This is a genomic window from Arthrobacter liuii, from assembly GCF_014639275.1.
Lineage (GTDB): Bacteria > Actinomycetota > Actinomycetes > Actinomycetales > Micrococcaceae > Arthrobacter > Arthrobacter liuii.
Genome location: NZ_BMFW01000002.1, coordinates 127,498 through 150,848, shown reverse-complemented (window position 1 = coordinate 150,848; position 23,351 = coordinate 127,498). Strand labels below are relative to the sequence as shown.

The window sequence follows — 23,351 nt, the reverse complement described above, 5'->3', positions numbered from 1 at the left end:
CCGTTATTTTCCGCGGGGCCGTGGGTACGCCGTTGGTAGTGTTCCTGCATTCGGCACGGCGAACGGACGGGGTGATGATGTGAAGGACGATTCTTCCACCAGGGATTCGGCGAACGACGACGGCCTGACGGCTGCCGTCCAGGAGGCCGGGGCGGTGGAGCTGCTGCTGATCCGGCACGGTGAGAGCGAAGGCAACGTTGCTGCCACCGAAGCCCGTGAGGCCGGGGTGGAGGTCATCGAGGTTCCCGCGCGCGACGCGGACGTGGACCTTTCCGGAACCGGCAGGGACCAGGCCAAGGCGCTGGGTATTGCGCTGGGACGGACCGCCGACGCGTTCCGCCCGGACACGGTGGTGTCCTCCCCCTATGCGCGTGCCCGCCAGACGGCCGAGATTACGGTTGAAACAGCTGGCTGGCCGCTGCAGGTCCGCCTGGACGAGCGGCTCCGGGACCGCGAGCTCGGCATCCTGGACCGGCTCACCCGCCTGGGCGTGGAGACCCGCTATCCCGGGGAATCCGAGCGCCGGGACTGGCTGGGCAAGCTGTACTACCGGCCGCCGGGAGGGGAATCCTGGGCGGACGTGGCACTTCGGCTGCGGTCGGTCCTGGCCGAGCTGAACAACCTGGGCATGGGCCAGCGGGTGATGCTGGTGTGCCACGATGCCGTGATCATGCTGTTCCGGTACGTGCTGGAAGGGCTCAGCGAAAAGGAACTGCTGGATCTCGCGGCGAGGGAGGCCATCCTCAACGCCTCGGTGACCCGGTTCGTCCGGCCCTCCGGCGTGGGTCCGTGGACGCTGGAGAGCTTCAATGTGGCCGACCACCTGGCCGAGCAAGGCGTCGCCGTCACCGAGCATGCGGGAGACACCAGTGTCCGGCCGCGGTGATTCCGCAGGCGCCACCTTGGTGACGCCATCGCTCCTGCGGGAGTGGCCGCTGCCGGCGCCGGGCGAAGACAAGTATTCCCGCGGGTCCGTGCTGGTGGTGGGCGGCGCCCGGTCCACCCCCGGCGCCGCACTGCTGGCCGGAGTGTCGGCCCTGCGGGCCGGGGCCGGGAAACTCACATTGGCGGTAGCGGAGTCGGTGGCCGTGCAGCTGGGGGTGGCGATGCCCGAGTGCGGTTCCATCGGGCTCCCCGAAACTCCCGAAGGCTCCGTCATGCCGGACCTGGACAGGATTTCCTCCTACCTGGACGGTGCGGACACCCTCCTGGTGGGACCCGGGCTCGACGACCCGGACCTGGCCGGTGAACTGATGGCGGCGATGCTCACGCGCGAGGCCGGCAACGACGATGGTTCGGGTGGTGGCCGTGGCGGGGCGGGAGGTCCCGCCGTCGTCCTCGACGCCTACGCCCTGGGCGCGCTGGTGCCGCTGGAGGACCAGCTGGGCCCCTGGCGCGGCCGGCTCATCCTCACCCCGAACGCCACGGAGGCAGCGATCCTGCTCGAGCGGGACGTGGACAACCTCGGAAAAGACCTCGCCGAGATCTCTGCCAGGTTCGATGCCGTCGTAAGCTGCCAGGGGCTGATCAGCCAGCCGCCCGGACTGGACCCTGACGTGCCGGAACTGTGGGAGATCACCACCGGGCACGGCGGGCTGGGGACCTCCGGCAGCGGGGATGTGCTGGCCGGAGCCATTGCCGGGCTCCGCGCCCGGGGAACCAGCAGCACCCAGGCGGCCTGCTGGGGCACGCACATGCATGCAGCCGCGGCGGACCGGCTGGCCAGCAGGCTGGGGCCGCTGGGGTTCCTGGCCCGCGAACTTGCCGACGAACTGCCCGCGCTGATGCTGGAACTGGGCACCTGACCCTCTTGCAGCCGTCCAGTACCCAACGCGTGGATGGCCCCCGGCCGAAGCCGGGGGCCACCGTGTCGGGAGGTTAAGGCCTAAGCTGCCGATGCGCTGTCTGGCGCTGTGGCGTGCACAGAATGGCGATTCGCCCCTATAGGCAGTCAACAGATTTGCCCGCCTCCCGAGCCTGCCGGACCCCTGCGCGGGATCCTGCTCCTAGGCGGAAATCTCCTGCCGTGCCCCCTTCGTTTCAATCTCGATTTTGCGCGGCTTGGCCTTTTCGGCAACCGGGATCCGCAACGTCAGGACGCCGGCGTCGTAGCTGGCCTTCACGTGATCGGTATCCAATGTGTCGCCAAGGATCAACTGGCGGCTGAAGACCCCGCACGGCCGCTCAGCGGCAATCAGTTCGGTATCCCTGCCCACGGGGTCGGGTCGTTCGGCCCGCACCGTCAGGACATTCCGCTCAACATCAAGCTCCACCGAGTCCACCGTGACGCCGGGCAAGTCAAAGGCCACAACGAATTCCTGGCCCTCACGCCACGCGTCCATTGGCATCGCCGCCGGGCGCGCAGGCGTTCCGAGGACCTGCTGGGCCAGCCTGTCCAGCTCGCGGAACGGATCGGTTCGCATCAACATGGCTTGCCTCCTCCTAAGAAGTGCTCCACTCACCACCACAGCCGATCTGTATTGGCTGATATAGATTTCTTAGCACCGAAGAGGGAGGTCTTCAAGGGTCTCCGGTACGGTTTTCCGGAACCTTTTGAGGCTTTTCCACCCGCGGTTTCCCGCGGCGCACCGGCGCAGGAAAGGGGCCCCTCCGGCACGGCTTCCGACCGTGCGTGGGGCCCCTTCCGGAGTCTTTCCTGGCGCTGTGGTCAGTCCCTGGTGGGGTCGGGACGAAGCGGTGCGGGGCCGGGGTCCGGGACGGGCAGCGGGCCCGGCGGCGTGGGTGCGGGGAAGGGGTTCGGCGACGGCGGCCCCGGCGGACGCGGCTGGGTAGGGTCCGGGGAGGTGGGCTCGGGCCCGGGTTGGGGCGGAAACGGCTCAGGTTCGTGGATTGGCGGGATGGTCATGGAACTTCCCCTCTCACACTGGGCGGATGTGCCTTGAACTGAACAGGATACGCCTGCAGTCCTCCGGCAACTACCCTCGGCTTCCGGACCGTTCAGTCCCGGACTGCGCCCACCAGCCGCAGCCAGTCGCGCAGCCCGGCGGGGTCTTCCCCGCTGGAGCGGAAACCCACGTACCCATCCGGGCGGACCGCAACCACACCCCGGCCGGGATGGCTGGTGAGACGGTGGACATGGAGCAGCGGACCCTGATTGGCCAGGGCGGGACCGGCACCCACGGCGCCCGTGCCGGCGTCGCGCTCCAGCAAAAGGTGGATCCCTGGTGCGGCAGTCAGTTCGTGGAGGCGGGCCGCCCGTCCGTCGACGGCAACCGGCGCATCCGGCAGCCGCTCCCCGGGCCGCGGCCACTTCCCGGCCCTGGGCGGGCAGTCACGGGAAATGGCACTGTCCCGGTACCGCACGAACGGCTGGGCCAGCAGCCTGATGCCCTTGGAGGTGAGCCACTGCCGGCGGAGCAGCAGCGGGAGGACCGGGGCAACCGCGGGCAAGACGTTCCGGGCCAGGCGGGCCGCCGGATGCGGTGAAGCTTCGCCGAAGAAGATGACGTGCGTCAGCGCAAGCACCTGCCGGGCCGCGGGTCGCCGCTCCTGCCCGTAACTTTCCAGCAGTTCGGGGAGGCGCCTGCCTGCCGTCGAGGCAAAGCCGAGCTTCCAGCCCAGGTTGAGGGCGTCGAGGACGCCGTTGTTCATGCCCTGTCCGCCGGCGGGAGAGTGGGCGTGGGCGGCGTCACCGGCCAGGAAGACGGGATCGCTCCCGAAGGTACTGGCCACGCGGTGCTGCAGGGGGACCTGCGCGGACCAGCGCACCTCCCGGACAGCAGCGTCCAGCCCGGCCTCCGTCAGCAGGCGCGCCACCTCCTCCGGCGGAACGGAGGGGCCCAGCTGGCCGAAGCGGGCGCCGGGGTGCGGCACCGCCGGGCGGGTGGCCAGCATGCGCCAGGTAGCCCCCTCACCCAGCGCGAAGAGGAAGGCCAGCCCCGTGCCACCGACCGCGACGTGCAGCAGGCCGGGGTCGAGTGTTCCATCCAGTTCAACGTCGGCCAGGACCGTCTCCACCCGGTAGGGCCCGCCGCGCCACTGTGCGCCGGTGAAGCCGCGAACCGTGCTGGCCTGGCCGTCGCAGCCGACCAGGAACCGGGACACGTGGAGCCCATGTCCACTGCTGCTTGCGTGCAGCTCCGCGTGGACCAGGCCCCCGTGGAGTCCTGGCGATCCGCTGGCTTCCGTTCCGAGCCCGCGGAACTCCACGCCCCAGTCCACCGGCACCCCCTTGGCCTGCAGTTCCTGCCAGAGCACGTCCTCGACGTCGGCCTGCCGGACCAGGGTCAGATGCGGGAAGGCGGTGTCCGGGAGGATTGCGTGGCCCAGCCGGGCTTCAACCACCCGCGGGCCCAGGTGGATCCGCGCTTGGGGAGTTGTGTCGGCACGGTCCAGCAGTTCGTCGGTCACGCCAAGCGGGCGGAGGCCCTCCAGGGCCCGTGCGTGCAGCATCATGGCACGGGACGGTCGGATCCGTTGCCCGCGCCGGTCCACCACCCGGACGGTGGCGCCATGCGCATGGGCCTGGAGGGCGGTGGTGAGCCCTGCGGGACCTGCGCCCACCACCAAAACGTCGGTGTCCGCCGTCGTACCTTGCCCGCCTGCCATTCCCGCTATGCCGTCAGGCCTCGGCGAGGAGCCGCCACCAGGCGTGGTCGGGCTGGGCTGCTGCCTGCATCCTGGCAGGGTTGGCGAGCACCTCGTCGCGGCGCAGCCCGGGAAGTACCTTGTAGCTGATCGAACCGGGGACGCTGACCAGTTCCAGGATCCGCCAGAGGGCTGCAGCGTACGTGCGGGCCCGTTCGGCGCCGTCCCACTCATACAGGCCGCGGTAGGCACCGAAGGTGTCATGGGCACACCAGAGCTTGGAAACAAAGCCCGGGAAACCCACGAACAGCGGAGTGTTCAGCAGGCTTTCCACCTCGAAAAGGCGGTGTGCCCTGCCCCGCACCAAGCGCAGCGTGAACGCCACCACCAGGACGCAGGGTTCGCCTGCTTGGCGGTCGACGGCGGTCTCCCGATAGACCCGCGACGTGCTTCCGTCGGCGAAGCGCAGCACCCGGCCCACGTTCCCCTTCGGAAGGTGCACCTGCCTGCGGGCAAGCATGGCGCAGGACGTTCCCACGCACCTGGCCACCGCCAGCCATGCCTTGGCCCGGGGAGCCGGTCCTGGTTCGAGGGTCATGGCTTCTCCTTTTCCTTGCAGTGCCCTTCCAGCCTGCCGGGGGCCGCGGGCAGGACCCAGAGTCTTTGGCCCCTTTCCGGATGTCCTTTCTCCCCCGGTAGCGAACGCCCTGCCGACTTGTCTGCGGTGGTCGATATATTGAATCCATGACCTCCACTTCCCTGCAGGATTCCACCGGCACCGCTGTCCCGGCGCCCCCGGTTGCCAAGAAGATCCCCACCGAACGCACCCACCACGGGGAGACGTTCGTGGACAACTACGAATGGCTGCGGGACAAGGAATCGCCCGAGGTCGTGGCGCACCTGCGCGCCGAAAACGCGTACCAGGAAGCCGTCACTGCGCACCAGGAGCCCCTCCGCGAAGCCATTTTCCAGGAGATCAAGGGGCGCACCCAGGAAACCGACCTGTCCGTCCCGCACCGCAAGGACGGCTGGTGGTACTTCAGCCGTTCGGCCGAGGGCAAGGAGTACGGCATCCACTGCCGGGTCAAGGCGCAGGACAGCGGGAGCACAGTGGCCGACTGGACTCCGCCGGCCGTGGAGCCCGGGGTGGGGATCCCCGGCGAGGAGATCCTGCTGGACGGCAACATGGAGGCTGAAGGCAAGCCGTTCTTTTCCGTGGGCGGCACCGCAGTCACCGTTGACGGCCGCCTCTACGCCTATGCCGTGGACAACTCCGGCGACGAACGCTTCACGCTCCGGATCAAGGACCTCCGCGCCGGGGAACTGCTGCCGGACGTCATCGAGAACATCTTCTACGGCGTTGCGTTCTCCCCGGACGGCACGCGCCTGTTCTACACGGTGGTGGACGAGTCCTGGCGCCCCTACCAGGTGAAGGCGCATGTCCTGGGCACACCCGTGGCCGACGACGTGGTGTTGTACCAGGAGGACGACGCCGCCATGTGGCTGGGTTTCGAACTCTCCGCCGACCGTCGCCACCTGGTGCTGGGCATCGGATGTTCCGAGTACAGCGAAACCAGGCTGCTGCGCTTCGACGACCCCGCGCAAGCGTTGACCACGGTGATCTCCCGCAACGAGCGGGTCCTATACGAGGCAGAGCCCTTCCTGCTCGGGGGCAAGGAGAAAATCCTGCTCACTCACAACCGGGCCGCCATCAACTCCATGGTCTCCCTGGCGGACCCGGCCGAGCTGGAAAAGCCGCAGGCCCAGCAAACCTGGCAGACCGTCGTCGAACATTCCGACGACGTCCGGGTCAACGGCGCAGGCGTCACCGCCACGCACCTGATCGTGTCCATCCGCAAGGACACCATCGAACGTGTCCAGGTGCTCGGGCTGGCCGGATTGGGCACGCCCGCGCAGCAGGCCCCCGTTGAACCGGCGTTCGACGAGGAGCTGTACACGGCCGGTGTGGGCGGCTCCGACTACGAAGCCCCCGTGATCCGGCTGGGCTACACGTCCTACTTCACGCCGTCGCGCATCTACGACTTTGTCCTGCCCACTCCGGAACAACCCGCCGGCGAGCTGCTGCTGCGCAAGGAAAGCCCGGTGCTGGGCGGCTACGACGGCAGCGACTACGTCGCCACCAGGGAATGGGCCACCGCCGGCGACGGCACGCGCATCCCGCTTTCGGTCCTGCGGCACAAGGCTGTCAGGCAGGATTCGACGGCGGCGGGCCTGGTGTACGGGTACGGCTCCTATGAGATGAGCATGGATCCGGGCTTTGGCATCGCGCGGCTGTCACTGCTGGACCGTGGCGTGGTGTTCGTGATCGCCCACATCCGCGGCGGCGGCGAACTGGGCCGGCACTGGTACGAGGACGGCAAGAAACTCACCAAGAAGAACACCTTCACCGACTTCGTCGACGCCACTGACTGGCTTGCGAAGTCCGGGTGGGTGGATCCAGACCGCATCGCGGCCCTGGGCGGCTCTGCCGGCGGACTCCTGATGGGCGCCGTGGCCAACATGGCGCCGGAGAAGTACGCGGCCATTGTGGCGCAGGTGCCGTTCGTGGACCCGCTCACCAGCATCCTGGACCCGGACCTGCCCTTGTCCGCCCTGGAATGGGAGGAGTGGGGCAACCCCATCACGGACCCCCAGGCCTACGCCTACATGAAGTCCTACTCCCCCTACGAGAACGTCCGGCAGGTGGCGTACCCCAAGATCGCCGCCGTAACGTCCTTCAACGACACCCGGGTCCTGTACGTGGAGCCGGCCAAGTGGGTGCAGGAACTCCGGAACAAGACCGCCGGAACCGAACCGATCGTCATGAAGATCGAGATGGACGGCGGCCACGGCGGTGCGTCCGGGCGTTACGTGCAGTGGCGCGAACGGGCCTGGGACTACGCGTTCATCGCCGATGCCCTGGGCGCCGCCGAGCTGCTTCCCGGCGCCGGCCTGAAGTAAGGGACGGCACCGCGCGTGGCGGGGCCTGCCGGTGCGACAACCTCGCCGAACGTCTTGAGTCGCTGCGGCTGGACCTGGGCCAGGAGCGCCTCGGCGTGCTCGGGCACTCTGCGGGAGCGAACATCGTGCTCCGGTATGCCGAGCGCTACCTTCGAAACGTTGCCAGGCTCGTGCCCGTCGCACCAAGTACCCGCGCCGTCGGGATCGAGATCGCGGGACCAGGCCCGTTCCGCCGTCGCCCGATCCAGGTCAGGGGAATTCCTGGTACCCGCCGGCAGCCCAGGCGTGGGCCAACTGCGCCTTCAATTCACCCGCCAGCCGGGCAGTCCTTTCCACGCTGCAGGCACCGGTGGCGGTCCTGGCCGGGCCGGCCCAGTACCCGGGAAAGCTAACCATGCTTACCATTGCCATTGGGGGGCACTTGTTTTCCGGCACGGGACACCAGAGGAGCAGGCATGTCATTGAGCAAGGGAACGCACGTGGAGTGGAACACTTCGCAGGGCAAGACAAGCGGCAAAATCGTGGATAAGAAGACCAGCGACTTCGAACTCGACGGCAACACGCACCGGGCCAGTGGGGATGAGCCGCAGTACGTGGTGGAATCGGACAAGACCGGCGCCCGTGCAGCGCACAAGGCATCCGCTCTGACCGAGAAGAAGTAGCGCCGTGGCTGCCCAGCACGAGGTGCTGATCATCGGCGGCGGCAATGCCGGCATCTCCCTGGCTGCAAGGCTGCAGCGCTATGGCGTCAAGGACGTGGCCGTGATCGAGCCCAGGGACCACCACCTCTACCAGCCGCTGTTTTCGCATATCGCCGGCGGCCGGGCGGAGGCCCGGGAGGCTATCCGGCCGCAGCAGTCGGTCATACCGCCGGGCGTCACCTGGATCCGGGATGCCGCCGCAGGCGTGGACGCGAACGCCAACACCGTCACCCTGGAATCCGGGGCCACCGTAGCCTACGGCCAACTGGTGGTGTGCCCGGGGCTGCAGTATGACTGGGACGCGGTGCCGGGCCTTGCGGAAGCCGTGCATTCGCCTTACGGCGGGTCCCATTACGAGTTCGACCTGGCCCCCAAAGCCTGGACGCTGCTCAGCGCCATGACCTCCGGAACCGCCGTATTCACTATGCCGGCGGGGCCCATAAAGTGCGGCGGCGCCGCTCAGAAACCTATGTATCTGGCCTGCGACTATTGGCGCGGACAAGGGGTCCTGGACAAGATCAGGGTGGTGATGGTCCAGCCCTACCCCACGGTGTTCGGGGTCCCGGAAGTGGACCGGGAACTGGACCGGAAGATCGCCGAGTACGGCATCGAGCTGCGGACCAACAGCGAACTGGTGGCTGTGAGCCCTTCCGGCCGCAGGGCCACCGTCCGGGACAACGCCGCGCACACCACCGAGGACCTGACCTACGACGTCCTCAATGCCGTCCCGCCGCAGTCGGCCCCGGACTGGCTCAAGGCCACGGACCTGCCGGCTGCCGGGGACGCTGGCGGGTTCGTTGAGGTGGACCGGCAGACGCTGCGGCATCTCCGGTACCCCAACGTCTGGTCCCTGGGCGACGCCGCCGGCACCACCAACTCGAAGTCCGGCGGGTCCCTGCGAAAGCAGACCAAGGTCGTGGCGAAGAACCTGGTGGCGGCCCGGAAAGGAAAGCCGCTGCGCGCCAAGTATGACGGTTACTCGGTGTGCCCGTTCACCGTGTCGCGGAACACCGTGGTGTTCGCCGAATTCGACGACCGGTACCGGCCCATGCCCACCATTCCGCGGGTGCCCACCTGGAACGAGAGCAAGCTGTCCTGGGTGGTGGACCGGGACCTGTTTCCAAAGATCTACTGGAACCTGATCCTCAAGGGCAGGGCGTAAGGCTACCCACCGGAACCGATGCGCCATGCAGGGGCGAGGATGGCGTAGACAAGCTCTGTGGCCCACTGGCCCTTGTAATGCCATTTGTCGATGTGCCGTGCCTCCAGCCGCATGCCGAGCCGGCTGCACAGTGACGCGGACGCAGTGTTGAGCTCGTCCAGCCGGGCTTCAATCCGGTGCATCCCCAGCTCCTCGAAGCCCAGGCGCAGCACGGCGGCGGCAGCCTCCGTGGCGTAGCCCTTCCTGCGGGCTCCGGGCGCCAGCGTCCATCCCACTTCGCCCTGCCCGCGTCCCGGCAGCCATTTGAGCACCACTTCGCCCTGCAGCCCGGGCAAGCCCGCTGCCTCGATGGCGAGGGCCAGCCAGTCCCCCTCCTTCTCGAACGCGAAGTTGGCGTACCGGCCCACCCGCTCCATCGACTGCGTATAGGACTTGGCCGGGCCGGGAAGGAACCGCGCGGTTTCCGGCAACGAGTGGTAGGCTTGGAACGCGTCGAGGTCGCCGGCCTCAAACCGGCGAAGGACCAGCCGTTCAGTCCGGATGGGCAGGGAGATGGCTGGCATGCCCGTCAGCGGCTGGAGGAGACGACGGCGGCCGTCGCCTCCGCGATGGCGCGTTCCTCATCCGTGGGAACCACCAGGACGGGGATCGCGGAGGAAGGCGTGGAAATGACGCGGGGTTCCTTTGACCGCCCGCGGTTCAGGCCGCCGTCGAGCTCGATGCCCAGCGCACCCAGCCGGTCCGCTACCTGGGTCCGGAACTGGTGGGAGTTCTCGCCGATCCCGGCGGTGAACACCAGGGCTCTGGCCCCGCCGACGGCCACGTGGTAACCGCCGATGTACTTGGCCAGCCGGTAGGAGGCCACCGCGAGCGCCATCGTGGCCTTGTCGTCGCCGGATTCGGAGGCCTCCACCACGGAGCGCATGTCGTTGTTTCCGGCGAGGCCTTTCAACCCCGATTCCCGGTTCAGCATGGTGTCGATGTCCTCCGGCGACCACCCGGCCCGGCCGAGGAAGACCAGGATGGAGGGGTCCAGGTCGCCGGAGCGGGTGCCCATCACCAGGCCCTCGAGGGGGGTGAATCCCATGGACGTGTCCACGGAGCGCCCGCCGCGGATGGCCGTCACGGACGCACCGTTACCCAGGTGGGCGATGACGCCGTCGAACTCCTCGACAGGGAGGTCCAGCAACGCGGCCGACCGGCGCGCCACGTACTCGTTGGAGGTGCCGTGGAAGCCGTAGCGGCGGATGCCGTGGTTGGTGTAGAGCTCGTCCGGGACGGCGTAGCGCCATGCGTGCTCGGGCAAGGTCCGGTGGAAGGCCGTGTCAAACACGGCCACCTGCGGCATCTTGGGCCACTTCCTGGTAATCGCCCGGATGCCCAGGACGTTGGCGGGGTTGTGCAGCGGCGCCAGCGGGTTGAGGCGTTCGATGGCCCGAGTGATTTCGTTGTCCACCAGGACGGGCTCGGCGAAACGCTCGCCGCCGTGGACCACCCGGTGCCCCACTGCGCCCAGCTCCCGGTCTCCCAACTCTGCGTGGATGGCTGCATCCACCTGCTCCAGCGCCTCGGCATGGTCCCGCGGGCCTTCGATCTCGCCATCCCCACCGCCGCCGTTGCCCATGCCGATCTTCTCGATCAGCCCGTCGGTGAGGACCGTCCCGGCGGCCACGTCACGCACCTGGTACTTCAGCGACGACGAACCGGAGTTGATGACGAGCACGAGCATGCGGGGCCTCCTCAGCCTGGCGTCTGCAGTTCAACCCCCACTATATGTGGCCCCCCTCCCCTGCCGTTCCTTGCGGATCAGGGCCGGCTGTGCCTATGGTCGGCGGACAAGGCTGGACCACGCCGAGAGGACAATTCCATGACGAACGAGCCCAATTCGATCGACGAGAACGACCCCACCAACACGGGATCCAGCAGCACCGCCCCGCTTAACGCGCAGCCTGATTCCGGCAGCAAAGACGATCCAACCGGGGTGGAGGGTGCCAACCCGGCCCTGGACGACACCGGCCACCTCAAGGCCGGCGAGACCGGCGAGGCGCCTGAGGCTCCCGAGAACCGGGAGGACCTGGACCTCACCCCGCAGGGCCTCTCCGATGAGCCAGCCAAGCAGGAGGACCCGGAGAGCCTGGCCAAGCCGGACAACAGCTGACTGTTCCCGGAACACAAGGGCGACGCCGGCACCCACCAGGGTGCCGGCGTCGCCCTTCTGCGTTAGGCGGCCGGGGCGGAGCCGGACTCCATGCGCTGCCCCTGGTTCGCCAGGTAATTGAGGAGCTGGCGAAGGCCGAAGGTCCACTCCGGCAGTTCCTCGCAGGGACCCACCCGGTTGACCAGGGCACCAAGGTGGCGGCTGCGGATGGTCACCACGTCGCCGTGCTTGTGGGTGAACCCTTGTCCCGGTTCGTCCCGGTCCTGTGCGGGGGCGAACAGGGTTCCGGTGAACAGCGCGAAGCCGTCCGGATACTGGTGGTGCTTCCCGTGAGTGGCCGCCACGAGTTCTTCGAAGGGCCTGCTGATCCGGGACACACTGTTCCGGCCCTCCAGCAGGTAGCCGTCCGGCCCTTCCACACGCAGCAGGATTTCCTCGCCGCGCAGCGTCTCCAGGGTGAATGTCCCGTCAAACAGCCGGATCAGGGGCCCCAGCGCGCTGGAGGCGTTGTTGTCCTTGGCCTTGCCCAGCAGGAGGGCGCTTCTGCCTTCCACGTCGCGCAAATTGACGTCGTTGCCAAGCGTGGCGCCCACCACCTGGCCGCCAGCGGTGGCGATCAGGACGAGTTCCGGTTCCGGGTTGTTCCAGGAAGAAAACGAGGGAATACCGATGTCCTCTCCCAGCCCTACCGATGACAGGACGGGCGCCTTGGTGAAGACCTCCGGATCCGGGCCGATTCCCACCTCCAGGTACTGCGACCACAGCCCCTCGGCGATCAGGACCCGCTTGGCTTCTGCGGCCTCGGGCGAGCCGGGCCGCAGGTCGGCGAGGCTGCCGCCCAGCGCGCGGCCCACCAGTTCCCGCACTTCGGCCGCCCGCGCGGCATCACCGGCGCAGCGCTCCTCGATGACCCGTTCAATCATGCTGTCCACGAAGGTGACGCCGCATGCCTTGACGACCTGCAGGTCGATGGGGGCCAGCAGCCTGGGCCGGGTGCGGTCCCCTGCCAGGGAGGCGTCGACGACGTCGGCCGTCGCCCAGCGGGGTTGGGCCAGGTCCGGATCCGGCAGGGCGGTGCGGACCGCAGCGGCCGGGTCCGGCAGTTCCATCAGGTCAGCGACGGTTCCGGCGAGGCGGTGCAGGTCGAAGACGGTGTCCCCGCTGACAGCCACGACGCGCGGGCCGCCGGTTTCCGGGTCCCAGACGCGCCCAATGAGCAGCGCCTGGTCCGCGTCCTCGGGCAGGACGGAACGTGCGGCCTCGGACAGTGCGCTCACCGGAGCCCCTCCTTACCGGCAGCCGGTGGCCGCTGCCAGACGCCGTCCACCCTTTGCGGGACCCGCCACGGATTGCTGTCCCGCAAAGGTTCGGGCAGCCGCGAAGCTGGGAAGGACTGGTACGCCACGGGCCGCAGGAAGCGCCGGATGGCCGCCGTCCCCACCGATGTGGTGTTCGAGGTGGTGGCCGGGTACGGGCCGCCGTGGTGCTGGGCATAGCTCACCGTGACGCCCGTCGGCCAGCCGTTCCAAAGGACCCGGCCGCTGATGTCCGCCAGCCTGGCAGCGAGCGCTGAGACGTCGTCGTCGTCCTCCGCCTGGACTGTGGTGGTCAGCTGCCCTTCCAGCAGCCCGGCCAGCCCGGGAAGCTCCGTCTGGTCCTGGTACTCCACCACGAGGCTGGCGGGGCCGAACATCTCCTGCCGGAGCAGGTCCGGGTTTCTCCGGACATCCGCCGCAGTGGTGCGGAGGACGGTAGGCGCCGGCTCCTCGGCGAAGTCCCCTTCCAGCAGGACCCCCACGCCGCCGCTGTCCCGGAGTGTGGCAACAGCCTCCGTGTAGCCGCCATGCAACCGGCCGCTGAGCAGGCGTGAGGGAGCAAACCCTGCCAGGGCCTCCCCCAGTTGGCGGCGCATGGCCTCAGCGTCCCCGGCAGGGACGAACAACAGCCCGGGCTTGGTACAGAACTGTCCCATGCCCAGGGTGAAGGAGCCGGCGTAGCCGTTGAGGATCTCGGCGCGACGTGCTGCCCATGCTGCAGGCGTGACGAAGACCGCGTTGATGCCGCCCAGCTCGCCGAAAAACGGAATGGGTTCGGGGCGTGCAGCGATGCGGTTGAGCAGGGCGCGGCCGCCCGCGGTGGAGCCGGTGAAGCCAACGGCCTTGACCAGGGGGTGGTCCACCAGCGCCTCGCCGGCCTGCCGGCCGGTCACCATGGAGAACAGGCCCGACGGCGCCCCGGCAGCATCCAGGGCACGGGTCACCGTTTGTGCGGTGCGGGCAGCCAGTTCCCGGTGCGCGTCGTGTGCCTTATGGACGACAGCGCATCCGGCTGCCAGGGCGGAGGCGCTGTCTCCGCCCATCACGCTGAACGCGAAGGGGAAGTTCGAGGCGCCAAAGACCCCCACCACACCGAGGGGCACATTGCAGCGCCGCAGGTCCGGGCGTGGCCCCATGCCCCAGATGGGATCCTCGTGGTCGATGGTGGCGTCCAAGTGCTCACCGAGGCGGATCTCCTCCGCGAAGAGCCGCAGCTGGAACACGGTGCGCTTCAGCTCGCCCTCCAGCCGGGCTGCACCGAGATGTGTTTCCCGGACCGCACTCGCCACAAGTGCGGCAGCGTCCTGCTCCAGGCCCGCAGCGATTGCTTCGAGCCAGCCGGCGCGGGTGCCGGGGTCCTCAAGGCGGCCCTGTTCGAAGGCTGACTGCGCGGCTTGGACGGCGGCGTCGAGTTCTTCGACTGTGCTGGGACCGGCGACGGCGGCACCCGCCCCGGCGCTCATCGGGCGGCCCCCGCAGGGCTCGGGGCGCCCCCGGTAACGGCGGCGCGGGTGCCCACTTCCTGCCAGCCTCCCCCGTTGGGGAATTCCCAGCGGGTGCGGGAGGCGCTGAGCATCTCTGCGCCCGTGCCGGGCAGTTCCGGTGCCGCATAACGGCCGTCGATGATCCTGACCGGCTCGGCGAAGTGCTCGTGCAGGTGGTCCACGAATTCGATCATGCGGTTTTCCTGGCTGCGTCCCACCACGGCGTAGTCGAAGAAGGAGAAGTGCTGGACCAGCTCGCACAGGCCCACGCCCCCCGCATGCGGGCAGACGGGAACCCCGAATTTGGCGGCCAGCAACAGGATGGCGATGTTCTCGTTTACACCGGCCACGCGGGTGGAGTCCAACTGCAGCACGTCGATGGCGCCGGCCTGGAGAAGCTGCTTGAAGACGATGCGGCTGGCCACGGCTTCTCCGGTGGCGACGCGGACCGGTGCCACACCCTTGCGGATGTCGGCGTGGCCCAGGACGTCGTCGGTGCTGGTAGGTTCCTCGATCCAGTAGGGATTGAATTCGGCCAATTCGTTGACCCAGTCGATGGCTTCGGACACTTCCCAGCGCTGATTGGCGTCGATGGCTATGGGCAGGTCGCCTACAGCTTCGCGGGCCAGGGCCATGCGGCGGCGGTCATCGTTGATATCGCCGCCCACCTTGAGCTTGATCATGGAAAAGCCGTCGGCCGCGGCTTCCTTGCTCAGCCGGACCAGTTTCTCGTCGCTGTAGCCCAGCCAGCCCGGAGAGGTGGTGTAGGCGGGGAAACCGCCGGTCTTGAGTTCGGCGATCCGCTGGTCCTTGCCTTCCTGGCCGGCGCGGAGCATCTCAAGGGCTTGCTCGGGGCTGAGGGCGTCGCGGATGTGGGTGAAGTCCACCACGCTCACCAGTTCCTCCGGCGTCATCTCGGCAAGGAGGAGCCAGAGCGGCTTGTTTTCGCGGCGGGCACGGATGTCCCAGAGGGCACTGACCAGGGCGCCGCAGGCCATCTGGGTAACGCCCTTCTCGGGTCCCAGCCAACGGAGCTGTGAGTCGTGAACCAGGAGCCTGGAGGCCCCGCCAAGGTCATGGATCAGTTCGTCGATGTCCCGGCCCACCAGCAGGCGTGCGTAGGCGTCGATCGCGGCGGTCAGGATTTCATTGCCGCGGCCGCAGCTGAAGACGAAGCCGTGGCCCTCGTCGCCCGCATCGGTGCGGATGACCACGTACGCGGCGGAGTAATCAGGGTCGACGTTGACCGCATCGGAACCGTCAAGTTCAAGGGACGTGGGGAAACGTACGTCCTGGGTCTTGATGGACGTGATGGAAGGCATGGATCTCAACTTTCGGTTTTCAACTGAGGGGAAGGGAAAGATTCGATTCCTATACGAATTTCTAAAATCATATATGACAGGTGATCCGGGTCAAGTCCTGGCTGCGCCGTTCCGTTGCCCGGGTGCAAAAAAGCCCCGGCCTTGTGGAGCCGGGGCTGCGCCACCTTGGGCTAGCCGGTAACAATCCGCCTGCGGGGCGGACCGCCATCCTCCAGGGGAGCAAGTTCGCCTTCGAAGGCCTGGGCAAACCTGTCGAAGGAGTTGCGGATATGGGTGGTCATGGCCGCCTCGGCCCGCTCCGGATCGCAGGCTTCGATTGCCTCACGCACGGCCGTATGCTCAGCCACGGTGATGGCACCGTCCACATCCGCAGGGTAGAGCCTGAAGGTGTGGAGGTGGCAGTGCGTCTGGGCAAAGGCGTGCCGGACCACCGGATTCCCGGAGGCGGCCAGGATGGCGTCATGGAAGCGGGTGTCATGGGCCACCAGGTCCTGCCTCAAATCCTTGCTGCGCTTCATGGTGTTCCGGAAACCCGCCAGTTCCTTTTCCAGCGCCCCGGCAGGATTGGCAAGGCGGTCCACCGCAGCCGCCCGCGCCGCCCAGGGCTCCACAAGGAGCCTGAACTCGAACAAGGCGCGCAGTTCAGGCAGGCCCAGGAGCGGAGTGGTGCTGTAGCCGCGGCCGGGGTTGTACACCACAAGGTTGTCACCCTCGAGCCGCTGGAGCACCTCCCGGACCGGGGTCTGCGACACCCCAAGGCTGCGGGCCACGGCATCAATGTTGATGCGGGCACCCGGAGCAATCCCGCCCTCCAGGATGGAGGCGCGCATGGCCGTATAGACGTCGGGAACGGCTGCTTTGCCGCGCGAAACTTCAGATGGTTGACGTGGGGGCACGCAATTACCTCTTGCACTGGGTTGGACCGGGCACCCGGCTGGACGGGCACGGATTGCACTGGAGCTGCTGGGGGAATCATAAGCCACCCGCCGCCAGCGGCTTCTTTGCGGGCTTTCAAAAGCAACACTTGATCTGGATCACAAAATCTATATGATTAACCCGATTCCTATATGATTTTGGCGCAGATACCTTCCGCGCCCCTCCCCTCCGTGCTCACCGCACCCGAAGCCATGTATATGTCGAAGGAGACCGCATGACTACGCTCGGAAGTAAGACAGGCATCACCAATCCATCCCGGCAGCCACGCCTGATGACCCGCAAACGCTGGGTGATCATCTGGCTTGCCTTCCTGGGCCTCAGCATCAACTACCTGGACCGTTCCAGCCTCAGCGTTGCACTGCCGTTCATGGGCAAGGATTTCGAACTCAGCGCCACCCAGCAGGGCCTGATCTTCGCAGCATTCTTCTGGGCCTACGACTTCTTCCAGCTCGCCGCCGGCTGGTACGTGGACAAGGTCGGCCCGCGCCGCTCGTTCTCACTGGCCGCAGTGTGGTGGTCCGTCTTCACCATGGTCACCGCAGCCGCCTCCAGTTTCTGGTCCCTTTTCGCGGCACGCTTCCTCCTGGGGGTGGGCGAAAGCCCAGCCCCCAGCACTGCCGCCAAGGTGGTGGCCACCTGGTTCCCGGTCCGGGAACGCGCCTTTGCCACCAGCATCTGGGACTCGGGCTCGCGCGTCGGAGCAGTGATTGCGCTGCCGATCGTCACCCTCCTCGTGGGGTTCACTTCCTGGCACGCCGTCTTCATCATTATCGGCGTCCTTGGAATCATCTGGGCCGCCGCCTGGTGGAAGTACTACCGCAGCCCCGGGGAGCACAGCGGCGCGAACGCAGCCGAGGTCAGCTACATCCAGGAAGGCGGCGCCCGCGGCGCGGCGAGCGATGACGAAAGCGCCGCCAAGCTCCCCTGGCGTTCGCTCTTCAAGTACCGGACCATCCTCAGCATGATGTTCGGCTTCTTCTGCCTGAACAGCGCCATCTACTTCTTCATCACGTTCTTCCCCAGCTACCTGGTCAAGGAACGTGGCTTCGATCTCCTCAAGCTGGGCTTCTTCGGCGCCATCCCCGGCATCTGCGCGGTCCTCTTCGGCTGGCTTGGCGGCTACCTGGCAGACCGTGCCGTGCGGGCAGGGTCGCCGGTCAGCAAGGTCCGCAAGACGGCCATCGCCGGCGGCCTGGCCGGAGGCTCGGTCATCATGTTTGCCGCGCTGGTCCCGGAAGCCTGGATGGCGCTGGCCCTGTTGTCGGTCGCCTACTCGAGCCTCACCGTGGCAGCCACCGGCATCTGGTCGCTGCCGGCCGACGTCGCCCCCAGCTCACGCCAGGTGGGCTCCATCGGTGGCCTGCAGAACTTCGCCTCCAACCTGGCCGGCATCTTCACGCCGATCCTCATCGGCGTGCTCGTCGACCAGACAGGTTCCTTCGTGGCGCCTCTTGCCGTAATCGGTGCAGTTTCCCTCATCGGCGCAGCCAACTACCTGTTCGTCATGGGCAAGATTGAACCGCTGAAGGTGGAGGCTGCTGCCTAGGTCCTTCCAAGTACCCCCAGGCAAAAGTACGACGCCGGCACTCAAGAAAGTGCCGGCGTCGTACTTTTGTGCATGGTGTCCTAGGAGGCCGGTGCCCCTGCCGGAGTGTGGGCTTGAGCCTGGCTTTCCGCTTGCGCTGGACCCTGGGCCTGCGCCTGGATTGCCGTGATGGCCACCGTGTTCACGATGTCCTCCACGGTGCAGCCGCGGGAGAGGTCGTTGACCGGCTTCCGCAGACCCTGCAGGACCGGGCCCACCGCCACGGCCCCGGAGCTCTGCTGCACCGCCTTGTACGTGTTGTTGCCAGTGTTCAGGTCCGGGAAGATGAACACGGTGGCCTGCCCGGCCACGGTGGAACCGGGCATCTTGGACGCGGCGATCGAGGCGTCCACGGCGGCGTCGTACTGGATGGGGCCCTCCACGGCGAGGTCGGGCCGGCGCTGGCGCACCAGCTCGGTGGCCTGCCGCACCTCGTCCACCGCCTCGCCGGAGCCGGAGCCGCCGGTGGAATAGGACAGCATGGCAACCCGTGGCTCCACCCCGAACTGGGCGGCGGTCCCGGCCGAGGCCAGGGCGATGTCCGCCAGCTGCTCCACGTTCGGATCCGGGTTCACGGCACAGTCGCCGTAGACCAGCACCCGGTCCGGCATCAGCATCAGGAATACCGAGGACACGATCTTCACCCCCTCGCGGGTTTTCACGAACTCCAGGGCCGGCCGGATGGTGTGGGCCGTGGTGTGGGCGGCGCCGGAGACCATTCCGTCCACGACGCCCAGCTGGACCATCATGGTTCCGAAGTAGCTCACGTCCTGCATGATTTCCAGGGCTTTGGGGAGGTCCACTCCCTTGTGCGCGCGCAGTTCGGCGTACTTCGCGGCGAACTTCAGCCGCAGGTCTGACGTGGCCGGATCGATGACGTTGATGCCGGACAGGTCGATGCCGTTGGCGCCGGCCAGTTCACGGACGTCGGATTCCGGTCCCAGCAGCGTCAGGTCGCAGACGTCGCGGCGGTGCAGGATCTCGGCCGCGCGCAGGATCCGGACATCCGTGCCCTCCGGCAGCACCACGTGGCGGCGCTGCGCCCGCGCGCGCTCGATGAGGTCGTGCAGGAACCGCAGCGGGGTCATCCGCTCGGGCCGCGGCAGGTGCAGGCGTTCCACCAACTCAGCTTCATCCACGCGACGCGACCACAGGCCCAGCGCGGAGGCCACCTTGCGGCGGTGCCCCGACCAGATCTCGCTGCGAACCTCGGAGACCCGGCGGGCGGTGTGATAGGTGTCCTCGTCCGCGGCGAACACGGGGAACGGCGCCTGGGCCAGGAGCGGGTAGATGTTGGCGTCCGGAGCCAGGCCGCCGGTGAGGATGAGCGCGGATGGCACGGGAAACTCGGGCGAGAAGGAGGACGCCAGGCAGGCCACCATCACGTCCGCCCGGTCCCCCGGAACGATCACCAGGGCGCCCTCGTCCAGCACGTTCAGGAAGTTGCCCACGTTCATGGCGGCCACCTTGATGTCCCTGACGTCGCGTTCCATGTCCGGGGTTCCCGCGATCTGCCGGACGCCCAGAGCTGCGGCCACCTCGCCGGTGGTGGGCCGGGCGATCTCCTCCAGCTCGGGCAGGATGTACACGGGCCGGCCGGAAGCACCCGGCTTCACGGCGGCGGCGATGGCATCCAGGTCCCTGGCGTCCGCCCGGTTGACCATGATGGCCAGCAGCGCGCACTTTTCGGCGGCGAGTTCCTTGCGGGCAACTTCGACGGCGGCAGCGGCTTCGCCCACTGTCCGGCCTTTGGCCCCCACCACCGCCACCACGGGCGTGGCGAGGTTGTTGGCCAGCCGTGCGTTGAGGTCGAACTCGACGGCGGAGTCCTGGCCCACCAGGTCCGTCCCCTCCACGATCACCACGTCGCAGTTGCGGGCGATGTCGGCGAAGATCTCCACGCACCGGGCGTCGATTTCCGCCCGGTTGCCTTCTGCCAGCAGGGTGCGGACCTCGTCATAGGTCAGCCCGCCGCGGCAGCGCTCGTCCTCCAGTGCAAAACGGGCTTTCATCAGCGCCACCATGGGATCGTCAGCCGGGGACCCGTGAACCACCGGCTTGAAGAATCCGATCCTGTCCGCGTGCCGGTGCAGGGTGTCCGCCAGACCCAAGGCCACGAGGGACTTGCCCGAGCCGGGTGTGGTTGCGCTGACGTAGATGCCTTTGGCCATGGTCCGCCCTTTGCTGTTCTTGCTGGTGCCGGTCCTCCCATCCTTGCACTTCCCTCCCCGCGAGTTGCCACCTAAGGGCAGTGTTCACCGCCGCGACTGCCGCCAAGTGCCGTCTCGCGGGGAGGGGTGCGGGCCGCCGTCGTGCATTCCAGCCCAGTTGCTTTTCCCTCCAGCCTGCGGCGCGCCGCGGACGACGGCGTGTCCCCGGCCTGACGCCCCGGGCCACCAAAGTAAGTGGGCAGGAAGGCCCCGCACCGGAAGGGCATCCCCCTTGACACCGGACCCCCTCATGGGATTACCTAATGAACATTCGGTAAATAAAGCTGGAGGCAATGACGCATGGCTGAGACCACCCTTTCCGGGGCCACCCACCCCATCCTGGAAAACGACTATGCCTCCGAATGGATGGGAATCGAGGTCCTCGCCCTCAGCGACGGACATGCCACCATCCGGATGACCCTCCGGCAGGAAATGCTCAACGGCTTCGGCATGGCCCACGGCGGAATGATCTTCGCCTTCGGCGATACCGCCTTCGCCCTGGCGTGCAACCCCATCCACCCTGCACCCGGCGAGGAAGGCACCATCACCGTTGCCTCCGGCGTGGACATCAATTTCCTGAAGCCGGCGTTCCGGGGCCAGGTGCTCACCGCCGTCGCGGACCGACGCTCCAGCGCCGGCCGCAGCGGCCTGTACGACATCCAGATCTTCGCCGCCGGCGCCGGTTCACCGGCTTCCAAATCACAGCCCAGTTCCCCGGGCGAGCTCATCGCCGAGTTCCGCGGACGCAGCCGCACCATCCCCAAGAAGTAGGAAAACCATGACCCTGCATGCCCCCGAAACCCCCGCCGCCGCCGGCATCGACCCTGGCCTGGACCGCGAGGAAACCATCTCCCGCGACGAGCTCGAAGCCCTCCAGCTCAGCCGCCTGCAGCACACCGTGGCCTACGCCTACGACCGGGTCCCGCTGTACAAGCGCAAGTTCGACGACGCCGGCATCCACCCCAACGACCTGCAGGAACTGGACGACCTCGGCAACTTCCCCTTCACCACCAAGGACGACCTGCGCGAGGAATACCCGTTCGGCATGTTCGCCGTCCCGCAGAGCGAAGTAGCCCGCGTGCACGCAAGCTCGGGCACCACGGGCCGGCCCACCGTCGTCGGCTACACCAAGCAGGACCTGGCCGACTGGGCCAAACTGGTGGCCCGCAGCTTCCGCGCCTCCGGCATCCGCCCCGGCATGAAGGTCCACAACGCCTACGGCTACGGCCTGTTCACCGGCGGCCTGGGCGCCCACGCCGGCGCCGAAGCCCTGGGCTGCACGGTCATCCCCATCTCCGGCGGCCAGACCGAACGCCAGATCCAGCTGATCCAGGACTTCAAGCCGGACGCCATCCTTGCGACCCCCACCTACCTGCTCACCATCGCCGACGCCATGGCGCACATGGGCATCGACCCCGCCTCCACTTCCCTGAAGTACGCCGTACTGGGCGCGGAGCCATGGACCGAGGAGATGCGGCACGAGCTCGAAGTCATGATGAACATCAAGGCCTGCGACATCTACGGCCTTTCCGAGGTGATGGGCCCGGGCGTCGCCGGCGAGGCAGTGGAAACGCAGGACGGCAGCCACATCTGGGAGGACCACTTCCGCCCAGAAATCATCGACCCGTTCAACCCGGTGGCCGGCAAGGAAAACGTCCTGCGCGACGGCGAACACGGCGAACTCGTGTTCACCTCCCTCACCAAGGAAGCCCTGCCGATCATCCGCTACCGCACCAAGGACCTCACCCGCCTGCTGCCCGGAACGGCACGGCCCGCGCACCGCCGGATGGGCCGCATCACCGGCCGCAGCGACGACATGATCATCCTGCGCGGCGTGAACCTCTTCCCGTCCCAGATCGAGGAAATTGCCCTCCGCATCCCCGAACTCAGCCCGCACTTCCAGCTCGAACTCACCCGTCCGACAGGCCAGCGGATGGACCAGCTGACCGTCCGGATCGAGCGCCGGGACACCGTCACCATCGAGCAGAGCACGACGGCGGCACGCACCTTGAAGGAACAGATCAAGATCCACGTGGGTTCTTCGTGCTCGGTGGACGTGGTGGAGCCGGGGTCGCTGGAGCGGTCCAACGGCAAGCTGCGGCGGATTTACGACCTGCGCCCGAAGGGCTAAGGCGCCCCCGGAACGCTGCCGCCCCGGGGCGGCAGCGTTTCCCTCTTCCCGCTGCCCGCAGGGCCGCATGTCCCCGGCCAACGGCTGGGGGCGCGCCGGTGCCAGAGTAACCGAACGTTCATGAGAAAATGGCGCGTATGCCCACAACTGATGCACCCACCAAGCGCGGCCGCCCCGGATACGACCAGCAGTCGGTGCTCCGCATCGCAGTGGACGTCTTCAACCGGCACGGCTACGACGCCACCTCGATGGGAATCCTCGCCGAGAACCTGGGCATCTCCAAGTCTGCGATCTACCACCACGTGCCGTCCAAGGGTGATCTCCTCAAACTCGCCCTGGACCATGCCCTGGGCGGCCTTGAGTCCATCCTGGAGCAGCCGGAGGCAACGTCGGGGGCGGCCGACGCCCGGCTTGAGTTCGTGCTCCGTCAGACAGTTGCGGTACTGGTGGACCGACTGCCCTTCGTTACCCTGCTGCTGCGCCTCCGCGGCAATACTGACATCGAGCGGGACGCCCTGGAACGGCGCCGCACTTTCGACCACAAGGTGGCCGGCCTGATTTCGGCCGCCCGCGACGAGGGGTCGCTTCGCGCGGACATCGACCCCCGCACCGTCTCACGGCTCCTGTTCGGCATGATCAACTCCATCGTGGAGTGGTACAAGCCGGGCGGTTCCCTCTCGCCGCAGCGGCTGGCCGACGACGTTATCACCATGGCGTTCGAGGGCCTGCACGCAGAAGCTTAAGTCCCCGCCGCCCGGGTACGCCGCAGAATGATAAGTGTGCTTGGTATTTTCCCTGTTTCCCGGCTACGGTGGTAGAAAGCCACCATCCGGAGGA

The 23,351-nt window shown here is 67.7% G+C and carries 22 protein-coding genes and 1 pseudogene; 11 read left to right on the top strand and 12 right to left on the bottom strand.

What is annotated here, in order from left to right:
- The first annotated feature begins 79 nt into the window (after positions 1-79).
- The gene (locus tag IEW19_RS02655) at positions 80-886 is read left to right on the top strand and encodes a histidine phosphatase family protein (protein ID WP_229748275.1); all 807 of its coding nucleotides are present in this window, start codon (positions 80-82) and stop codon (positions 884-886) included.
- A complete protein-coding gene (locus tag IEW19_RS02650) occupies positions 855-1,805 on the top strand; it encodes an ADP-dependent NAD(P)H-hydrate dehydratase (protein ID WP_188570141.1) in 951 nt (316 codons plus the stop codon). Before IEW19_RS02655 ends, IEW19_RS02650 begins: the two co-directional genes overlap by 32 nt.
- Positions 1,806-2,006: 201 nt before the next feature.
- Here the strand turns inward: IEW19_RS02650 and IEW19_RS02645 are convergent, their stop codons facing one another.
- The 4 genes from IEW19_RS02645 to IEW19_RS02630 form a co-directional block, all read right to left on the bottom strand.
- Entirely contained in the window at positions 2,007-2,429 is a 423-nt protein-coding gene (locus IEW19_RS02645) for an Hsp20/alpha crystallin family protein (protein WP_188570140.1), read from the bottom strand.
- 239 nt (positions 2,430-2,668) lie between these two features.
- Entirely contained in the window at positions 2,669-2,866 is a 198-nt protein-coding gene (locus IEW19_RS02640) for a hypothetical protein (protein WP_188570139.1), read from the bottom strand.
- Positions 2,867-2,958: 92 nt separating this feature from the next.
- The gene (locus IEW19_RS02635) at positions 2,959-4,569 is read right to left on the bottom strand and encodes an FAD-dependent monooxygenase (protein ID WP_188570138.1); all 1,611 of its coding nucleotides are present in this window, start codon (positions 4,567-4,569) and stop codon (positions 2,959-2,961) included.
- Between the two features lie 13 nt (positions 4,570-4,582).
- Complete coding sequence (locus IEW19_RS02630; protein ID WP_188570137.1) at positions 4,583-5,146, bottom strand: hypothetical protein; 564 nt, start codon at positions 5,144-5,146, stop codon at positions 4,583-4,585.
- A 146-nt stretch (positions 5,147-5,292) separates the two neighbouring features.
- Here IEW19_RS02630 and IEW19_RS02625 point away from each other — a divergent pair, with 146 nt between their 5' ends.
- Both IEW19_RS02625 and IEW19_RS24165 read left to right on the top strand, forming a co-directional pair.
- Positions 5,293-7,509: a S9 family peptidase gene (locus tag IEW19_RS02625; protein ID WP_188570136.1), complete on the top strand. Its 2,217-nt coding sequence runs from the start codon at positions 5,293-5,295 to the stop codon at positions 7,507-7,509.
- Positions 7,425-7,682: pseudogene (locus IEW19_RS24165) on the top strand (alpha/beta fold hydrolase); the annotation flags it as partial. The gene IEW19_RS02625 and the pseudogene IEW19_RS24165, both read left to right, overlap by 85 nt.
- A 76-nt stretch (positions 7,683-7,758) precedes the next feature.
- Here the strand turns inward: IEW19_RS24165 and IEW19_RS23305 are convergent.
- Positions 7,759-7,905: a hypothetical protein gene (locus IEW19_RS23305; RefSeq protein ID WP_229748274.1), complete on the bottom strand. Its 147-nt coding sequence runs from the start codon at positions 7,903-7,905 to the stop codon at positions 7,759-7,761.
- Between the two features lie 59 nt (positions 7,906-7,964).
- Here IEW19_RS23305 and IEW19_RS02615 point away from each other — a divergent pair, with 59 nt between their 5' ends.
- Both IEW19_RS02615 and IEW19_RS02610 read left to right on the top strand, forming a co-directional pair.
- Entirely contained in the window at positions 7,965-8,171 is a 207-nt protein-coding gene (locus tag IEW19_RS02615) for a hypervirulence associated TUDOR domain-containing protein (protein WP_188570135.1), read from the top strand.
- 4 nt (positions 8,172-8,175) lie between these two features.
- A complete protein-coding gene (locus IEW19_RS02610; RefSeq protein WP_188570134.1) occupies positions 8,176-9,372 on the top strand; it encodes an NAD(P)/FAD-dependent oxidoreductase in 1,197 nt (398 codons plus the stop codon).
- Between the two features lie 2 nt (positions 9,373-9,374).
- On the opposite strand, the gene IEW19_RS02605 is transcribed toward IEW19_RS02610, so the two are convergent.
- Both IEW19_RS02605 and IEW19_RS02600 read right to left on the bottom strand, forming a co-directional pair.
- Positions 9,375-9,935 (bottom strand): GNAT family N-acetyltransferase, encoded by a 561-nt coding sequence (locus IEW19_RS02605; protein WP_188570133.1) that lies wholly within the window; start codon positions 9,933-9,935, stop codon positions 9,375-9,377.
- A gap of 5 nt (positions 9,936-9,940) precedes the next feature.
- On the bottom strand, positions 9,941-11,101 hold the full coding sequence (locus IEW19_RS02600) for an acetate kinase (protein ID WP_188570132.1): 1,161 nt from the start codon (positions 11,099-11,101) through the stop codon (positions 9,941-9,943).
- A 138-nt stretch (positions 11,102-11,239) separates the two neighbouring features.
- Between IEW19_RS02600 and IEW19_RS02595 the strand changes: the two genes are divergently transcribed.
- The gene (locus tag IEW19_RS02595) at positions 11,240-11,530 is read left to right on the top strand and encodes a hypothetical protein (protein WP_188570131.1); all 291 of its coding nucleotides are present in this window, start codon (positions 11,240-11,242) and stop codon (positions 11,528-11,530) included.
- Positions 11,531-11,592: 62 nt separating this feature from the next.
- On the opposite strand, the gene IEW19_RS02590 is transcribed toward IEW19_RS02595, so the two are convergent.
- The 4 genes from IEW19_RS02590 to IEW19_RS02575 all read right to left on the bottom strand — a co-directional run bounded on the left by IEW19_RS02590 (position 11,593) and on the right by IEW19_RS02575 (position 16,548).
- Positions 11,593-12,807 carry a fumarylacetoacetate hydrolase family protein gene (locus IEW19_RS02590; protein ID WP_188570130.1) on the bottom strand — a complete coding sequence of 405 codons (1,215 nt, stop codon included), beginning with the start codon at positions 12,805-12,807 and terminating at the stop codon, positions 11,593-11,595.
- Positions 12,804-14,309: an aldehyde dehydrogenase (NADP(+)) gene (locus tag IEW19_RS02585; RefSeq protein ID WP_188570129.1), complete on the bottom strand. Its 1,506-nt coding sequence runs from the start codon at positions 14,307-14,309 to the stop codon at positions 12,804-12,806. Before IEW19_RS02585 ends, IEW19_RS02590 begins: the two co-directional genes overlap by 4 nt.
- On the bottom strand, positions 14,306-15,652 hold the full coding sequence (locus IEW19_RS02580) for an L-fuconate dehydratase (protein WP_188570128.1): 1,347 nt from the start codon (positions 15,650-15,652) through the stop codon (positions 14,306-14,308). Before IEW19_RS02580 ends, IEW19_RS02585 begins: the two co-directional genes overlap by 4 nt.
- Before the next feature lie 170 nt (positions 15,653-15,822).
- Complete coding sequence (locus IEW19_RS02575) at positions 15,823-16,548, bottom strand: GntR family transcriptional regulator (RefSeq protein ID WP_229748273.1); 726 nt, start codon at positions 16,546-16,548, stop codon at positions 15,823-15,825.
- A 254-nt stretch (positions 16,549-16,802) separates the two neighbouring features.
- Between IEW19_RS02575 and IEW19_RS02570 the strand changes: the two genes are divergently transcribed.
- Entirely contained in the window at positions 16,803-18,134 is a 1,332-nt protein-coding gene (locus IEW19_RS02570) for an MFS transporter (protein ID WP_188570127.1), read from the top strand.
- Between the two features lie 80 nt (positions 18,135-18,214).
- On the opposite strand, the gene pta is transcribed toward IEW19_RS02570, so the two are convergent.
- Entirely contained in the window at positions 18,215-20,344 is a 2,130-nt protein-coding gene (pta, locus tag IEW19_RS02565) for a phosphate acetyltransferase (protein WP_188570126.1), read from the bottom strand.
- Between the two features lie 339 nt (positions 20,345-20,683).
- On the opposite strand from pta, the gene IEW19_RS02560 reads away from it, so the two are divergent.
- The 3 genes from IEW19_RS02560 (at position 20,684) to IEW19_RS02550 (ending at position 23,257) form a co-directional block, all read left to right on the top strand.
- Complete coding sequence (locus IEW19_RS02560) at positions 20,684-21,154, top strand: hotdog fold thioesterase (RefSeq protein WP_188570125.1); 471 nt, start codon at positions 20,684-20,686, stop codon at positions 21,152-21,154.
- A 7-nt stretch (positions 21,155-21,161) separates the two neighbouring features.
- Positions 21,162-22,514, top strand: a complete 1,353-nt coding sequence (paaK, locus tag IEW19_RS02555; RefSeq protein ID WP_188570124.1) for a phenylacetate--CoA ligase PaaK — start codon at positions 21,162-21,164, stop codon at positions 22,512-22,514.
- 137 nt (positions 22,515-22,651) lie between these two features.
- Positions 22,652-23,257, top strand: coding sequence for a TetR/AcrR family transcriptional regulator (locus IEW19_RS02550; protein ID WP_188570123.1), 606 nt, complete (start codon positions 22,652-22,654; stop codon positions 23,255-23,257).
- Positions 23,258-23,351 lie beyond the last annotated feature (94 nt).

Excerpts from the sequence above, each read along its gene's own strand:
- IEW19_RS02650 (WP_188570141.1), top strand. The coding sequence starts at position 855 with ATGCGGGAGACACCAGTGTCCGGCCGCGGTGATTCCGCAGGCGCCACC.
- IEW19_RS02645 (WP_188570140.1), bottom strand. The coding sequence starts at position 2,429 with ATGTTGATGCGAACCGATCCGTTCCGCGAGCTGGACAGGCTGGCCCAG.
- IEW19_RS02640 (WP_188570139.1), bottom strand. The coding sequence starts at position 2,866 with ATGACCATCCCGCCAATCCACGAACCTGAGCCGTTTCCGCCCCAACCC.
- IEW19_RS02635 (WP_188570138.1), bottom strand. The coding sequence starts at position 4,569 with ATGGCAGGCGGGCAAGGTACGACGGCGGACACCGACGTTTTGGTGGTG.
- IEW19_RS02630 (WP_188570137.1), bottom strand. The coding sequence starts at position 5,146 with ATGACCCTCGAACCAGGACCGGCTCCCCGGGCCAAGGCATGGCTGGCG.
- IEW19_RS02625 (WP_188570136.1), top strand. The coding sequence starts at position 5,293 with ATGACCTCCACTTCCCTGCAGGATTCCACCGGCACCGCTGTCCCGGCG.
- IEW19_RS23305 (WP_229748274.1), bottom strand. The coding sequence starts at position 7,905 with ATGGTTAGCTTTCCCGGGTACTGGGCCGGCCCGGCCAGGACCGCCACC.
- IEW19_RS02615 (WP_188570135.1), top strand. The coding sequence starts at position 7,965 with ATGTCATTGAGCAAGGGAACGCACGTGGAGTGGAACACTTCGCAGGGC.
- IEW19_RS02605 (WP_188570133.1), bottom strand. The coding sequence starts at position 9,935 with ATGCCAGCCATCTCCCTGCCCATCCGGACTGAACGGCTGGTCCTTCGC.
- IEW19_RS02600 (WP_188570132.1), bottom strand. The coding sequence starts at position 11,101 with ATGCTCGTGCTCGTCATCAACTCCGGTTCGTCGTCGCTGAAGTACCAG.
- IEW19_RS02595 (WP_188570131.1), top strand. The coding sequence starts at position 11,240 with ATGACGAACGAGCCCAATTCGATCGACGAGAACGACCCCACCAACACG.
- IEW19_RS02585 (WP_188570129.1), bottom strand. The coding sequence starts at position 14,309 with ATGAGCGCCGGGGCGGGTGCCGCCGTCGCCGGTCCCAGCACAGTCGAA.
- IEW19_RS02580 (WP_188570128.1), bottom strand. The coding sequence starts at position 15,652 with ATGCCTTCCATCACGTCCATCAAGACCCAGGACGTACGTTTCCCCACG.
- IEW19_RS02570 (WP_188570127.1), top strand. The coding sequence starts at position 16,803 with ATGACTACGCTCGGAAGTAAGACAGGCATCACCAATCCATCCCGGCAG.
- pta (WP_188570126.1), bottom strand. The coding sequence starts at position 20,344 with ATGGCCAAAGGCATCTACGTCAGCGCAACCACACCCGGCTCGGGCAAG.
- IEW19_RS02560 (WP_188570125.1), top strand. The coding sequence starts at position 20,684 with ATGGCTGAGACCACCCTTTCCGGGGCCACCCACCCCATCCTGGAAAAC.
- paaK (WP_188570124.1), top strand. The coding sequence starts at position 21,162 with ATGACCCTGCATGCCCCCGAAACCCCCGCCGCCGCCGGCATCGACCCT.
- IEW19_RS02550 (WP_188570123.1), top strand. The coding sequence starts at position 22,652 with ATGCCCACAACTGATGCACCCACCAAGCGCGGCCGCCCCGGATACGAC.